Source organism: Paenarthrobacter sp. YJN-D, from assembly GCF_015040335.1.
Lineage (GTDB): Bacteria > Actinomycetota > Actinomycetes > Actinomycetales > Micrococcaceae > Arthrobacter > Arthrobacter nicotinovorans.
The window spans coordinates 3,623,491-3,635,997 of the sequence record NZ_CP053549.1; the positions used below are offsets into that span (position 1 = coordinate 3,623,491).

At 60.7% G+C, this 12,507-nt stretch carries 16 protein-coding genes; 5 read left to right on the forward strand and 11 right to left on the reverse strand.

The window, feature by feature from the left end:
- Positions 1 to 17 precede the first annotated feature (17 nt).
- From HMI60_RS16735 to HMI60_RS16745, 3 genes are all read right to left on the reverse strand, one after another.
- Positions 18 to 200, reverse strand: coding sequence for a hypothetical protein (locus HMI60_RS16735; protein ID WP_018778767.1), 183 nt, complete (start codon positions 198 to 200; stop codon positions 18 to 20).
- Positions 197 to 964 carry a class I SAM-dependent methyltransferase gene (locus tag HMI60_RS16740; protein WP_193590026.1) on the reverse strand — a complete coding sequence of 256 codons (768 nt, stop codon included), beginning with the start codon at positions 962 to 964 and terminating at the stop codon, positions 197 to 199. The genes HMI60_RS16735 and HMI60_RS16740 overlap by 4 nt, the downstream gene beginning before the upstream one ends.
- Before the next feature lie 445 nt (positions 965 to 1,409).
- Positions 1,410 to 2,357, reverse strand: coding sequence for a hypothetical protein (locus tag HMI60_RS16745; RefSeq protein WP_193590027.1), 948 nt, complete (start codon positions 2,355 to 2,357; stop codon positions 1,410 to 1,412).
- A 390-nt stretch (positions 2,358 to 2,747) separates the two neighbouring features.
- Between HMI60_RS16745 and HMI60_RS16750 the strand changes: the two genes are divergently transcribed.
- Together HMI60_RS16750 and HMI60_RS16755 are read left to right on the forward strand one after the other, a co-directional pair.
- Complete coding sequence (locus tag HMI60_RS16750; RefSeq protein ID WP_156369767.1) at positions 2,748 to 2,897, forward strand: hypothetical protein; 150 nt, start codon at positions 2,748 to 2,750, stop codon at positions 2,895 to 2,897.
- Between the two features lie 258 nt (positions 2,898 to 3,155).
- Complete coding sequence (locus tag HMI60_RS16755) at positions 3,156 to 3,446, forward strand: DUF4190 domain-containing protein (RefSeq protein WP_181423339.1); 291 nt, start codon at positions 3,156 to 3,158, stop codon at positions 3,444 to 3,446.
- A 35-nt stretch (positions 3,447 to 3,481) separates the two neighbouring features.
- Here the strand turns inward: HMI60_RS16755 and HMI60_RS16760 are convergent, their stop codons facing one another.
- The gene (locus HMI60_RS16760) at positions 3,482 to 3,640 is read right to left on the reverse strand and encodes a hypothetical protein (RefSeq protein WP_018778762.1); all 159 of its coding nucleotides are present in this window, start codon (positions 3,638 to 3,640) and stop codon (positions 3,482 to 3,484) included.
- A 178-nt stretch (positions 3,641 to 3,818) separates the two neighbouring features.
- Here HMI60_RS16760 and HMI60_RS16765 point away from each other — a divergent pair, with 178 nt between their 5' ends.
- A complete protein-coding gene (locus HMI60_RS16765; protein WP_193590028.1) occupies positions 3,819 to 4,280 on the forward strand; it encodes a DUF5956 family protein in 462 nt (153 codons plus the stop codon).
- On the opposite strand, the gene HMI60_RS16770 is transcribed toward HMI60_RS16765, so the two are convergent.
- A complete protein-coding gene (locus HMI60_RS16770) occupies positions 4,261 to 4,629 on the reverse strand; it encodes a hypothetical protein (RefSeq protein ID WP_193590029.1) in 369 nt (122 codons plus the stop codon). The genes HMI60_RS16765 and HMI60_RS16770 overlap by 20 nt on opposite strands.
- Before the next feature lie 600 nt (positions 4,630 to 5,229).
- Between HMI60_RS16770 and HMI60_RS16775 the strand changes: the two genes are divergently transcribed.
- Entirely contained in the window at positions 5,230 to 5,724 is a 495-nt protein-coding gene (locus HMI60_RS16775) for a hypothetical protein (protein ID WP_227453574.1), read from the forward strand.
- Between the two features lie 25 nt (positions 5,725 to 5,749).
- On the opposite strand, the gene HMI60_RS16780 is transcribed toward HMI60_RS16775, so the two are convergent.
- Positions 5,750 to 6,124 carry a hypothetical protein gene (locus tag HMI60_RS16780; RefSeq protein WP_018778758.1) on the reverse strand — a complete coding sequence of 125 codons (375 nt, stop codon included), beginning with the start codon at positions 6,122 to 6,124 and terminating at the stop codon, positions 5,750 to 5,752.
- Between the two features lie 346 nt (positions 6,125 to 6,470).
- On the opposite strand from HMI60_RS16780, the gene HMI60_RS16785 reads away from it, so the two are divergent.
- Positions 6,471 to 7,517: a YhcG family protein gene (locus HMI60_RS16785; RefSeq protein ID WP_189076673.1), complete on the forward strand. Its 1,047-nt coding sequence runs from the start codon at positions 6,471 to 6,473 to the stop codon at positions 7,515 to 7,517.
- A gap of 58 nt (positions 7,518 to 7,575) precedes the next feature.
- Here the strand turns inward: HMI60_RS16785 and HMI60_RS16790 are convergent, their stop codons facing one another.
- The 5 genes from HMI60_RS16790 to HMI60_RS16810 form a co-directional block, all read right to left on the reverse strand.
- Positions 7,576 to 8,745, reverse strand: coding sequence for a Gfo/Idh/MocA family protein (locus HMI60_RS16790; RefSeq protein WP_193590030.1), 1,170 nt, complete (start codon positions 8,743 to 8,745; stop codon positions 7,576 to 7,578).
- A gap of 5 nt (positions 8,746 to 8,750) precedes the next feature.
- Positions 8,751 to 9,497, reverse strand: a complete 747-nt coding sequence (locus tag HMI60_RS16795) for a ThuA domain-containing protein (RefSeq protein WP_193590031.1) — start codon at positions 9,495 to 9,497, stop codon at positions 8,751 to 8,753.
- Position 9,498: 1 nt separating this feature from the next.
- Positions 9,499 to 10,602 carry a Gfo/Idh/MocA family protein gene (locus tag HMI60_RS16800; RefSeq protein ID WP_193590032.1) on the reverse strand — a complete coding sequence of 368 codons (1,104 nt, stop codon included), beginning with the start codon at positions 10,600 to 10,602 and terminating at the stop codon, positions 9,499 to 9,501.
- Between the two features lie 63 nt (positions 10,603 to 10,665).
- Positions 10,666 to 11,568, reverse strand: a complete 903-nt coding sequence (locus tag HMI60_RS16805; RefSeq protein ID WP_193590033.1) for a carbohydrate ABC transporter permease — start codon at positions 11,566 to 11,568, stop codon at positions 10,666 to 10,668.
- On the reverse strand, positions 11,565 to 12,506 hold the full coding sequence (locus HMI60_RS16810; RefSeq protein WP_144649376.1) for a carbohydrate ABC transporter permease: 942 nt from the start codon (positions 12,504 to 12,506) through the stop codon (positions 11,565 to 11,567). Before HMI60_RS16810 ends, HMI60_RS16805 begins: the two co-directional genes overlap by 4 nt.
- Between the last annotated feature and the right edge of the window lies 1 nt (position 12,507).

The window sequence follows — 12,507 nt, forward strand, 5'->3', positions numbered from 1 at the left end:
AGCGGACCGCGGCATTGTCAGCCGCGGTCCGCTCTGCGTTCCAGCCGGGAACGCCAGTAGGCTGTGCAGGCAGCGAGGGCGCAAACGACTCCGGTGGTGAGCGACCACACGGAGTCGCTGGCACCGGAAATGAAGATGTACAGGGAATAGAATCCCAGGACCATGGCCAGGATTAGCCAGCTCATCGATTTGTTGCTCATGGACGATCCTTTACATCTGTCTGGCCCTGTTGATTGCGGGCGCACATCCAAAGGTTGAGCTCTTGAATGTCGGCGCTTTCGGGGACAACTGCGATGGGCCGGCGCTCCAGAACGCTGAGACCCTCCGCATTGAGCTCTTCTTCGAGGAGTTCGGTGCTCACTGAAGCGATATCACTCGTGTACTCAGACGACCGGTAGGTTCCACACTCGTTGAAGCTGACGTAGCTCATGTTCAGGTGACGTGCGCCGTTAAGGGCATCCCGGCTTTCAACAGTGATCAGGAATGCGTCCTCCCCCAGTTGGGAAATAGTGGTGCCGCCGTTGATGGTTTCCTTCTCGGCGCGGTGATCAGCATTGACCACGGTCATCAGGAAGCGTCCGTCCGGAGCCAAGCCCCGACTCACCTCGCGGAACAGCATTCGCCTGCGGTGCGGCTCAAGAAGTGTGGCATAACTGGCCCCAAGGACGACGCAGCCATACGTTTCCACCAAAGCGGCGCAAGCTGTACCCACCTCTCCCAAAGCCACCTCCCGCCCCAGGGAACGGAGGTGCCAAGTGAGGCGGCCTGAACCTGGCGCCACGTCAAGGATCGGCCCATGGGTCTCACTAACTGCGGCCATGATCTCGGGAATCTCCGTCAGGTCCTTGGAGAGGATGTGGTCATAAAGGCGGCATCCATGGATCTCCTGCTGGTCTCTGGGACGGTCTCCACCTTCCAAGGCCTGCAGGACAGGATCAACGGCCCGTTCCGGTGTGGTTGTCATCTGTGACCTTCCCCCAGTTTCGGCGTGTTCGTTCTTGGAATCGACACTACGTGCGGCCGGGGGCGCCACAGGGCGGAACGGCAAAACTAGGTGGTGAATCGGACGAAATTAGGGGCTGTTTGGGTTCGTCTAGGTGGTGTAACGAGCCTCGTCTAGGTGGCCCAAGCCCTTCAGACGTGCAAACCCTCGGCGCCGGTCAAATGTCCGTGCGCCGAGGGCTCACCGCCAGGATGCCTACGGGGTCTTACCGCCAGACGGCTTCCTGACTTTTCGGGAAAGCCAGATTTCGTTGGCCGCAAAGGGGATGAGAGCAATGAGCGGTATTGCGACGCCGTGCCAAAACGGAACCATAGAGAACACGAGCGGCACGAATGAAGCAACGAAAATTGCTGGATGAACGTACCTGTACCATTTCATGGTTTCTCCCTGGTCAGCAGCGCCTCTGCTACCAGCAGTCCCGCGCTGGCATAGTCGCAAGGCCACCCCGAGGGTTGTACAAGGGAACGCCGTAACAGGTGTTGCTATTGATGTACGAAGGCCCCCAAACGGAAGCGACAGCATCCACTACGCCCTTGACGCCGGCAATACCGACAACGGTACAGATCTGGCTAACAATCTTAGACAGCGCTCCGGAAAGCCGCGTGAAGGTACATCCAGCCCATGCCCCACCAGCCCCAAGTGCGACTGAAATGGAGCTGAAGGCCTTTATCTCCGCGCCCCAGACGGCGAGCACCGGCCACGGAATCCACTGGATACTTGGATCCGCCTTTACCGGGTAAGCCGTAGAGGCATCATGGGCAATTGTTTGGACGAGCTCCGAACCTGACAGGGAGAACGACGTGGGAACCTTCGCCCCATTGGCATCGTATGCCCACGGAACTTGGACAAGACCCAGCGGCTGACCGTCGACGTCGACGATACGAACTGAACCGTCAGTGTTCACTTCTGCTGACGCCCCTGAGGGAAGATCCAAATCGAATCGATACTCATGGGGCGCCGCTTCACCCTCGATGCTGATGATGGACTGACTTCCATACTCAGTTGCGTAGGCGGTGACCGATGCCCCGGGCAGCGCCGTGCTCACCAGGGGAGCATCGTCCCCGTGAAACAGCCCCGCCGGCACTCCACTCAGATCCACGTCTTCGGGAAGCGAAGGAGTCCCGGGAAGCGATACCGAGATGCTGTCTCGCGATTGTTCGTCGGTTGTAACTATTTCAGTGCCCGCAACCGGTACGGTCGCGATGGGTGATTCGGCATCGCCGCTCAAGGCATTCGCCCGAGTGTATTCGATCGCGCGCGAACCATCCCGGTGGTCATCCGCCACGGCAGGACCCAGACCGGCCGCCAGGAGGCAGGCGCTCACTGTCGTGGCCAGGACCACCCTCGCGGACATCAAGAGATTCTTCTTCAAAATTTCCTCCGATGTAATTGGATACTTTGCATCCAAATTTGGCTGCGGTGAACACCGCACCTATCGGCATCTAACTGAACGAAAATGCTTGCACAGGATCAAAATTCAAAATTAGGTAGCGAAATTTATCAAATTAGGTGGTGATATGTGGTCATCTAGGTGGTGATCCGCAGTCGTCTAGGTGGTGATACAGCTACCCGTTGCGCACCATCATGGGGCGCCTTTGTCGGCAGGCTGGTGACCGCTCCACCACCTCGACGGCTCTGACCGACACTCGTTTTTGACCTGGCGAGCACCTAGAGGCAGCCAAACTGCCACTCAATTCCTGTATCTTCTGCTCGTGAGCGCTGTTGATTGATGCATCCTGGCCAGATGAAGTTATTGACCCTTACGGCGGCCGCGGCGCTACTCGTTACTTCCGTTATCGCGTTCTTCAGTAATCCATTGATGGCCTGGCTGGCCTTGACCGCTGCCGTTGGCATGGTTGCGACCTACGTGGCCTACAAACGGCAGCTCAAGTAGTCCTTCATCGCTCCTGGACCGAGGCAACGGAAAGGATCGGCGTGGCGGACGTCGGCGTTGTGGTTGAAGAGCCGACGGTCAGCGGAGAACGACGCAATAGTTGCTGCTGTGGTGCCGGGTTTGGAGGCAGGCGGCCACGGGTGAATTTGCTGCGCCAGGGGTCACTCTGATCGTTTACCTTCTCCGAGAACCCGCCCCCTAAGCATCCGGTTCGAGGCTAGACTGAATTGACACTTACGAAATGGGGAAACTGTGAGTTTGTCATCTACATCGGCACCGCTGACCAGCACGCGGGTTAACAAACTGGCTATCCTGGCAATTCTCTTGGGCGCTTTTGCCTTTTCCGGGATTTGGTTCTTTGGCTTAGGCATTCTCGCAACCTTTGCCGTCGGGGCCGGACACGTCTCGTTGAATCAGATCCGTCGAAAGAACGAGAGGGGTCGCACACTGGCGATTCTGGCCCTCGTAGTCGGCTATGGACTTGCCACCTGGGCCCTGCTCAACGTGGTCACGTATATCCCTGTTGCTCTGCAGCAGATGGCCCAGTAACGCAGCCAGACTCGACCGGTGGCTGAAGGAATGTCTCAGCCATCCCCAGTGCGCGCAGCCCTCTTCAACTCAGCGATGCGCAGTCGTAAGAAGATAATGGTCAAGACCAAGGCATACACCGCCAGGACGGCCACCACGATCACGAAGACGGCGTAAAGAATTCCGATAATTCCAAAAGCCGGACTCAAGTTCATTGCTCCCCCAAGAAGTCGTTAGACCCAATGCTAGGCAGACCATCGGCAATTTTCCTGGACGTTGGATGGTGTGCCAGATTTGTTGCCCAGCACCGACGGATGACAGGTGTACGGCAGCCGCTCGAAAACCCATTCTGTATCGACCCAGGGATTTGCTTGCTTCGATCAAGGATGAAAGATGGTGAACATGACTCACGACCCGTGGGAGTGCACTGAACTGCAGGAGCCTCCACAGGATTGGATACTGGCTACGGAGAATGGATGGGGCGCCTTAGTCACCTGGGCCGCCGGTCCTGGCAACGTTGCGAGGGTACTCGCAGCATCCAGTGGCCGTAATGGTTCCATTGCCCGTCGCCTGCCTGGGGGCGAAGAACAGAGACAGCAATTCCCGCTGACAGAAGCGGATCTGTCATCCATCGACGATGACGTCGATGCCTATCTGGCCGACGCGGGAATCCCGCCAAGACCCCGCGGATTCTACTGGTTCATCCGTCGTCCGTCCGGCGTCGACCTTGACGACGATACGTTTTGGGGTGCCATCTGGGATGCCACAACTGCGCGACTTCCGGTCGATGGACTACGTCCGTCCACAATGGCAGGTCCCGCGAAGGAGGCCATGGCTAGCTTTTACCGGGGCTGAGACTCGACGAGCCACCCGGCGCCCAGTCGAGGGTTTCAAGATGCGGGTTGGCGCGAAGTTCGTCGATGAGTTCTGAGCTGCTGCTGACTTTGGTCGCCCAAAGATCGTAATCGGTGTAAACAAGCCAGGATCTATCGGATGACCAGATGTTCGCGGGTGTGAAGACTTGGCGATCTTCGCTGATCTCTCGAATAAGGGAGGGGAGCTTCATCAAGTTCGTGTCATACACGGGTGCTTCGCATGGGTCCGGATAGGTGCTGAATACGTTTGCGAAATAAACAGAGCAATCGGCGGTGGGCGAGTACCTCGAAAGGACATCGATAAGCTCGGAGAAGTCTTCCTCAGACATGGAACCTTCGGTGGGCAACTGGATATTTGCCGGGAAGTCTGTTGCGGGAAACCATCGGTAATACGGTGGGGGGACCTCCAGCTGGGTGGGGATGCGGGAACCGGAGTAGCATTTCAGCCCACGTCCGCCGCTGCCAATCTGCCGGCGGCCTTTTCGCGTATCCAAGTTGGCTCCCCGTAGCAATCGTCATTTCGTCAAGGTTGACCTCGCCAACCATCAGGGGTTCCTCATCACCCGCCACTATGCTGGCTTTACGCAACTCATCATGAGTCGGAAGCGTTCGGTTGGACGGGAGTTCGTAGAACGCGTTGAGGATCCAGGTGGAGTCCTCCCAGCCAGCAGCATCCATGCCCGTGAAGTACGGCAGATCTCCTTCGCTCCGTGCATTCAACCAATCTAGGTTGCCTCGGCTTGGACGCAAACTGCTGTGCTTTTCGTACCAGTGCATTGGGACCCCCATCAGTTGAGGCAATCTCATCACGGCAACGATTCGAAGCAAAACATTCGAAGCAGGTTCGGGAGGTGTGTTCACAGGCTCACGGATACCATTCCGGCCCCTGTAGCAACTCCGACCGCAAATGCTCGTGGCATAGAATCGCCGTGAGGGCGAAGCAAAGTGCCGAAAATTCGGCACCGCTGATGGGGGAAGAGGTCAGAATGTTCGGTTCGAAGAAGAAGCTCAACGGTCTGGTGGAGCATCTCAGGCCGGACCTGAGTCGGGAGTCCCTCGGCGTCGGCCCCAATTTCCCGGGCGTCGCCCCGAACCCGCTCCTCAGCGGTGAAGCGCGGCGGCGCAATGCGGAACTGCGCAACGGGACGCTGGCGCTTGGTGTTCTCGTTGACTGGCGCGAGGTCAACAGCAACCCGCGCGTTGTCCTGATGCTCGACGTGGAGACCGCCGACGGCATCTCGTTCCGCGGTATCGCAGACGAAAGTCTGACGATTACCGCCCTCACCCGGCTTGCTCCGGGACAGACGTTGCCAGTTCGCTACCGGCCAGCCGTCATGGACCACTACGTTGCACTTGCCACGGACGCGAACCCCGCCGACGTGCAGCAGCTTTCTGACGTGATCGCGAGCCGAAAGCAGAGCTGACCCATCAATGGATTCAGTAGATTGATTAGAGCTCCCTTTCGTACGGAATGACGACAACCTGAACATCGTCCTCATAGAGGACGTTGCCCGGATCGCTTGAGTAGACAGCCCTGCAGGGAACATCATGTCGGCGCAGAAGATCGATGTAGAAATCCGTTTTCTCCAACAGGTGAGTGGCCGACACTTTGAACCACGCTTGCGCACCCGGCCTTGCATAGAACGATGCCTCAGGCGTGACGTAAGCCGCGTCGTAAAAATCGTTTGCCCTTCGCCAGCTGCCCCAATCTTCGGCGCTGAGGCTTCCCTCCTTCGCCAATCGGTTCGCCAAGGCGAAGATACCGAGATACCGCCCCTTGGCATCAGTGGCAGTCGACTGGTAGCGCACAAAGCGTTGTCCCATACCCCTAGATAACCAGCAGGGCCGCCGCGTGCCCGGGATTGAAGAGCGACGCCGGACCACGCGTTGTCCCCCCGGAGCGGCGCGAGCTTGTCATACCTAAACTCGATGTCTGGGTTCCCATGGCAGCCGTGAGCTGGTGATTCGCCGGCGTGGCTGCTGTTGGAGGCAGGCGGGCTCGGGTGAGTCGTCCAAGAACATGTGCCATGTGGTCCGTTCGTCTGGTCGCAATTGTGCAAAGCCGCTTTGCACAATTGCGACCGAGCGTGTTCACTCGGCGCCGCAGCCGGATCTACTCACTGCTGGGCATGAGCTTTGATTGTCGGAGGGGCAGGCTACGGTTTCCACCATGAAGTCGATTCACCCCGAGCTACCAGGTCCATACGCCGAGGTTCTTGCCTCTGTGAAGGATCAAGTGCGAACGGCACAGAGCCGCGTCCAACGCGTGGTCAACGTGGCGATGCTGAAGTTGTACTGGGGTATTGGGCGCACAATCCTCGATCGACAAACTACCCAACCGTGGGGAACTAAAGTGCTTGATCGCCTTGCAAACGACCTGCGGAGTGAATTCCCCAGCATGCGGGGCTTCTCCCGACGCAACCTCTTCTATATGAGGGCCTTTGCCGCAGCTTGGGATTGGCCGGACTCGGGAGTGCAAAGCAGCTTTGCACAATTGCCGTGGGGCCACATCATCGAATTACTCAAGCTAAGGGATCCCGTGCAGCGGGACTGGTACGCGGCTCAGGCGGCGCTGCATGGCTGGACGCTTCCGGTACTTCAACATCAGGTCCTGACCCGTCTTCGTGATCGCACGGGGAAAGCACCGAACAATCTCGAACATCGTCTCCCCGGCGAGGGCGCAAACCTTGCTGCCGACCTAGCCAAGGACCCGTTGGTCCTGGACTTTCTTGGGCTGACAAAGGAGGCAGAAGAGATTGCGATAGAAGAAGCAATGACTCTTCGGATGTCGCAGACACTGGCCGAATTTGGCCGCGGCTTTGCGTTTTACGGTCGCCAGTACCACTTGGACGTTGACGGAGAAGACTTCTACATCGACCTTCTGTTGGTTCACGTGCCGACAAACCGTTTCGTCGTCGTTGAACTGAAATCAGGCAAATTCCGGCCGGAACACCTCGGTCAATTGAATTTTTATGTCGCCGCCATAAATGACATGGTGCGGTTCCCGGGCATGGAACCGACCGTGGGAATCCTCGTTTGCGGCTCAAAGCACGAACGGACGGTTCGCTATGCCCTTGACGGATCGTCGCAGCCCATTGCAGTGAGCTCCTACACCTACGACGCCCTGCCTGCCCAGGAACAAGCTTCGCTGCCGTCGCCTAAGGCTATTGACACTGCCCTTGCACAGGGTTTTTTGCCAGAAAAGCCAGCTGAATGAAATGGGCCGCCGGTCGCGAACCCGGAGTTCGTGAGAAGGAAAATACTTCGCCGCAGATTCACGCCCTGGCGCCAACCCGTTCCCGTACCTCAGTCACCGTGCTCCTGTTCCGCGCCGACTCTTCGACGGCGGCCAGCACCCGCTGGATCTGCAGCCCGTCATCGAACGACGGCGACGGCTCGCTTCCGTCGCGAACGGCAAGGAGGAAGTCGCGGACCTGGTGCGTGAACGTGTGCTCCCAACCGATGACGTGGCCCTGCGGCCACCACGCCGCAGCGTAAGGGTGCTCGGGCTCGTTGACCAGGATCCGCCGGAAGCCCTGCTCCCGCACGGGAACCGTAGCGTCCAGGAAACCGAGCTCGTTCAGATTCTCCAGGTCGAACGTCAACGAACCCAAAGACCCGTAGATCTCTATCTTCAAAGAGTTCTTCTGTCCCGTAGCCACTCGTGACGCTTCTACGGAGGCACTCACGCCGCCGGTCAGGCCCAAAGTGGCCCACGCGGCGTCGTCGACTGTCACTTTCTCCAGCCCAGCGGCACCGGGGCGTTCGGTCACAAAAGTCCGCAACGTTCCGGTCACCTCGGTGACGGTTTGGCCCGTGAGGTGCTGGACCTGGTCGATGGCGTGGGAGGCGATATCGCCCAGCGCTCCGGAGCCGGCCGTCTCCTTGCGGAGCCGCCAGCTCATGGGGGTTTCGACGTCGGAAAGCCAGTCCTGCAGGTAGGCGGCACGGACGTGCCGCACGGTTCCAAGACGCCCTTCGGCAATCAGTTCGCGGGCCAATGCAAGTGCAGGAACGCGGCGGTAGTTGAAGCCGATCATCGATTGCACACCACGGTCCCGCGCCGAAGCTGCGGCGGTAGCCATCAACTCGGCCTCTTCCAGAGTGTTGGCCAGCGGTTTCTCCACGAGCACATGCTTCCCGGCAGCCAGAGCTTCCAGAGCGATCTCCGCGTGCATCCAGCCCGGTGCGCAGATGTCCACAATGTCGATGTCGTCCCGCGCAATCACGGAACGCCAGTCCGTGGCTGACCCGGCCCAGCCGTACTTGGCTGCGGCCTCGGCCACCGCCAAGGCGTCCCGGCCAACGAGCACTTTCTGCTCGAAGGCCGGGACTTCGAAGAAGCTGGCCACGTTCCGCCACGCGTTCGAGTGGGCCTTCCCCATGAAGGCGTAACCGATGGCGGCCACGCCCAATGGACGGCCACTAGGAAGAGGAGTGTTCATCGTCTTTAGGCCTCGAACCAGCCCCGTGCAGGGTTGGAAACCTCGGGTGACTCCCGGAAGACGCCCGGCTGGGCCACCCAGCCGACACCGTTGGCGATGACCTTCTGGATCTGTGGCTGGTGGTACACCGGGTATTCCTGGTCGCCGGGGCTGAAGTAGAAGATCCGGCCCTTGCCCCGGGAGAACGTCACACCGGAACGGAACACCTCTCCCCCGGTGAACGAGCTGATGAAGATGAGGTCGTCGGGCTCCGGGATGTCGAACAGCTCGCCGTACATCTCCTGCTGCGGAATAACAATCGGGCTCTCAATGCCAGCCGCGATCGGGTGCGACGGCTTGACCGTCCACACCAGCTCGCGTTCGCCCTCGTTGCGCCACTTCAGCGAGCAGGTGGTTCCCAGCAAGCGGGTGAAGATCTTGGCGAAGTGCCCGGAGTGGAGCACCACAAGGCCCATGCCGCCGAGCACGTGGCGCTGCACGCGTTCCACTACTTCGTCAGCAACTTCCCCATGCGCAATGTGCCCCCACCACAGCAGCACGTCAGTCTGCTCCAGCACCTCTTCAGAAAGACCGTGCTCGGGATCGGCGAGTGTCGCCGTCGTGATTTCGGAGTCCGGGTAGAAGCCGCGGAGCCCGGCGGCGATGGCGCCGTGGATCCCTTCGGGGTACATCTCGCCGATGGTTGCGGGCTCGTTACGGGCCTCGTGGACAGCTTCGTTCCAGACGACAATCTTCAATTTCGCATCAGACATTTCAGAGCACCACTTCACGTTGTTCAAGGGCGGATTTGTAGCAGGCATCGAGCACCAGGGCCCGGCTGAGGGCGAGCGAACCGTCGTGGCTTCCCCACACGGTCTCGCCGCCGCGGACGGCGGCAATGAAGTCGTCGACGACGGCCTGGTGGGCTCGCCCGGGTTCGGCCACCACTTCGAAGTCCGCGTTTTCGCCGTCCTTCTCGGTGAAGACGTGGACGTCCGCTACCGGGTTCTCGGAGGCGCCGACCGAGCGCAAGTCCGCGCCGCCGTCGGTCCCGTAAACAGTGAAGTCCATCAGGTCCCGCTCGTCGCGGTACGTGGCCCAACCGGCTTCCAGGATCAGGGTTCCGCCGCCTTCCAGCCGGATGAACGCGGAGGCGAAGTCTTCCACTTCAAACTTGTGGCTGGAGTTCGACGCCGTGTACCGGGCGTTGCCGCCGAGGCCGCGCGGGCCGAGTTCGGAATGGGTCGAGGCGGAAACGGCCAGCACCTTGGGCTCACCGAGGAGGTGCAGCGAGTAGTCCAGGACGTGCACGCCGATGTCAGCCAGCGGACCGCCGCCGGCGAGTTCCGGGTTGGTGAACCAGCTGCCCAGCATCGGAATTCCCTGCCTGCGCAGCCACGACGCCTTGGCGTAGTACGGCCGACCCAGCGCGCCGGCGTCGATCACTTCCTTGAGCGCCTGGATGTCTCCGCGGCGGCGGTGGTTGAACGCGACGTCCAGGACGCGGCCTGCCTTACGGGCGGCGTCCACCATTTGTTGACCCTCGACGGCGTTACGCGCCAACGGCTTTTCGCTCAGCACATGCAGGCCCCGCTCGAGCGAGGCAATGGCGATGGGTGCGTGCAGGAACGTCGGCACGGCGACGCTGACGGCGTCGAGGCCTTCCAGCTCGATCATGTCCTCCCAGCGGGCGAACGCGTGGGGAATGCTGTACTCCTCCTTCAGCTGGGCAAGGAGGTCGGCTTCCATGCCCGCGACGGCGACAATCTCGACGCCGTCGATGTTGCTGTACGCCTTGAGGTGCTGCTGGCCGGCCCAACCGATGCCCACAACTCCCACTTTGAGGGTTGCGGACGGGGCCTGCTGCTGAATGCTCACGTTGTTCCTGTTCTTTCCGGGTTTCTGGGAGTCAGTGGGTGGTTCTTGGATTTTGTGACGGGGTCAGCCCTTGACCGCGCCGGCTGTCATGCCGGAAACGATGCGTTTCTGGCACAGCAGCACGAGGATCACGAGCGGGACGGTGATGATCACCGAGGCCGCGCTGATGGTGCCGAGGGGTTGGTCGAACTCGCTGGTGCCGCTGAAGAACGCAATCGCGACAGGCACGGGCCGGGCTTCGGGCGAGGTGGTCAGCGTGACGGCCAGGAGGAATTCGTTCCAGACCGAAATGAACACCAGGATCGCCGTCGTCGCCAGGCCGGGGACCGCCAGCGGCAGGATGACCTTGCGGAAGGCGACAAACGGTGTGGCGCCATCCATGTACGCGGACTCCTCAAGTTCACGCGGTATCTCCTTGAAGAAGGACGTCAGCGTGTAGATCGCCAGGGGCAACGCGAACGTCAGCTTCGGGATGATGAGGCCGAGCAACGTGTCGTACAGCCCGATCTCGCGCCAGATGGAGAACATCGGAGCCGCGATGGCGATGGCCGGGAACGTGGTGACCGAGAGGATCAGCGTCAGGATCATCGCCTTGCGTCGCATCTTCAACCGGGCCAGCGCATAGGCGGCAAAGGACGCGAACACCAGCGCCACCGTTGTAGTCACGACGGCGATAATCACCGAATTGCGCAAGGCCAGGAGGAACTCGGGGTTCTGAAAGACCACCAGATAGTTCTCCAGGGTCGGCTGGCTCGGGAAGAGCTCGCCTTGGGACAGGCTCGCGCCCTTCTTAAGGGAGGTGTTCACCAGCCAGTAGAACGGGATGAGCGAGAAGCCCATGACGGCCACCACGAACACCCACACCATGGGGTGCAGTTTCGCCTCCCCACGCAAGCGACGACGTTTCGGCGCCTTGGCGCGCGTGGCGAGTTCCGGCGTCGGGCGTTCTGCAGTCAGCGTGCTCATTGTTCCTCCTTCGCGACGTCGCGGATGTTGCCGCCGGCGAAGCGGACGTAGATAACGGAGACCACCATGACGGTGAGGAAGGTCAGGATGGACAGCGCCGACCCTTCGCCCACCAGCCGGTTTTCGCGCAGTTGGGTGTAGGCGAGCATGGACATGGATTCGGTGCCGTTCGCGCCGCGGGTGAGGACGAACGGCAGGTCGAAGACGCGGAGGGCGTCCATGGTGCGGAAGATCGCGGCCAGGACGATTGCCGGGCGCAGGAGCGGAAGGGTGATGTTGACGAAGGTCTGCCATTTGCTGGCGCCGTCGAGTTCCGCGGCCTCGTACGTTTCGGCGGAGATGACCTGCAGGCCGGCCAGGATGATGAGCGCCGCGAAGGGCGTGGTCTTCCAGACGTCGGCCATGACGATCACTGCCATTGCATAGCCGTGCTCCCCGAGCCATACGACGTCGCCGCCCGGCAGGCCCAGCGCGGAGAGGACGTTGGTGACCAGGCCCATGTTGGGCTGGAACATCGTCTGCCAGGTGATGGCGCTGACCACGGTGATGATCGCGTACGGCAGCAGCACCACAGTGCGCAGGACGGCGCGGCCCTTGAACGCGAGGTTGAGCAGGAGCGCCATGGCCGTGCCGAGGACCAGTTCCAGGCTGACCGACAGGCCTGCGAAGAGGAACGTCTGGCCGAACGCAGCCCACCACTCCCGGCTTGCGAGGGCGTTGATGTAGTTTTCCAGGCCGACAAAGCGGGACAGGCCGGCGGTGCGGACGCTGTACTGGTTCAGCGAGAGCCAGATCGCGTAGCCAATGGGGACTGCCGCCACCAGCGCCATGATCACCAGCGACGGTGCGGTCATGCGGAACGCGAGCTTGCGTTCGGCGCGGTCGCGGCCGCTTGTCTTCGCTGGGCCGCGGCTTGGCGGGATTGTTCTGAGGGCCATA

Bases quoted from the DNA above. Each gene is read 5' to 3' on its own strand.
- HMI60_RS16735 (WP_018778767.1), bottom strand. From the start codon at position 200: ATGAGCAACAAATCGATGAGCTGGCTAATCCTGGCCATGGTCCTGGGA.
- HMI60_RS16740 (WP_193590026.1), bottom strand. From the start codon at position 964: ATGACAACCACACCGGAACGGGCCGTTGATCCTGTCCTGCAGGCCTTG.
- HMI60_RS16745 (WP_193590027.1), bottom strand. From the start codon at position 2,357: ATGTCCGCGAGGGTGGTCCTGGCCACGACAGTGAGCGCCTGCCTCCTG.
- HMI60_RS16750 (WP_156369767.1), top strand. From the start codon at position 2,748: ATGAAGTTATTGACCCTTACGGCGGCCGCGGCGCTACTCGTTACTTCC.
- HMI60_RS16760 (WP_018778762.1), bottom strand. From the start codon at position 3,640: ATGAACTTGAGTCCGGCTTTTGGAATTATCGGAATTCTTTACGCCGTC.
- HMI60_RS16765 (WP_193590028.1), top strand. From the start codon at position 3,819: ATGGTGAACATGACTCACGACCCGTGGGAGTGCACTGAACTGCAGGAG.
- HMI60_RS16770 (WP_193590029.1), bottom strand. From the start codon at position 4,629: ATGTCTGAGGAAGACTTCTCCGAGCTTATCGATGTCCTTTCGAGGTAC.
- HMI60_RS16780 (WP_018778758.1), bottom strand. From the start codon at position 6,124: ATGGGACAACGCTTTGTGCGCTACCAGTCGACTGCCACTGATGCCAAG.
- HMI60_RS16785 (WP_189076673.1), top strand. From the start codon at position 6,471: ATGAAGTCGATTCACCCCGAGCTACCAGGTCCATACGCCGAGGTTCTT.
- HMI60_RS16790 (WP_193590030.1), bottom strand. From the start codon at position 8,745: ATGAACACTCCTCTTCCTAGTGGCCGTCCATTGGGCGTGGCCGCCATC.
- HMI60_RS16795 (WP_193590031.1), bottom strand. From the start codon at position 9,497: ATGTCTGATGCGAAATTGAAGATTGTCGTCTGGAACGAAGCTGTCCAC.
- HMI60_RS16805 (WP_193590033.1), bottom strand. From the start codon at position 11,568: ATGAGCACGCTGACTGCAGAACGCCCGACGCCGGAACTCGCCACGCGC.
- HMI60_RS16810 (WP_144649376.1), bottom strand. From the start codon at position 12,506: ATGGCCCTCAGAACAATCCCGCCAAGCCGCGGCCCAGCGAAGACAAGC.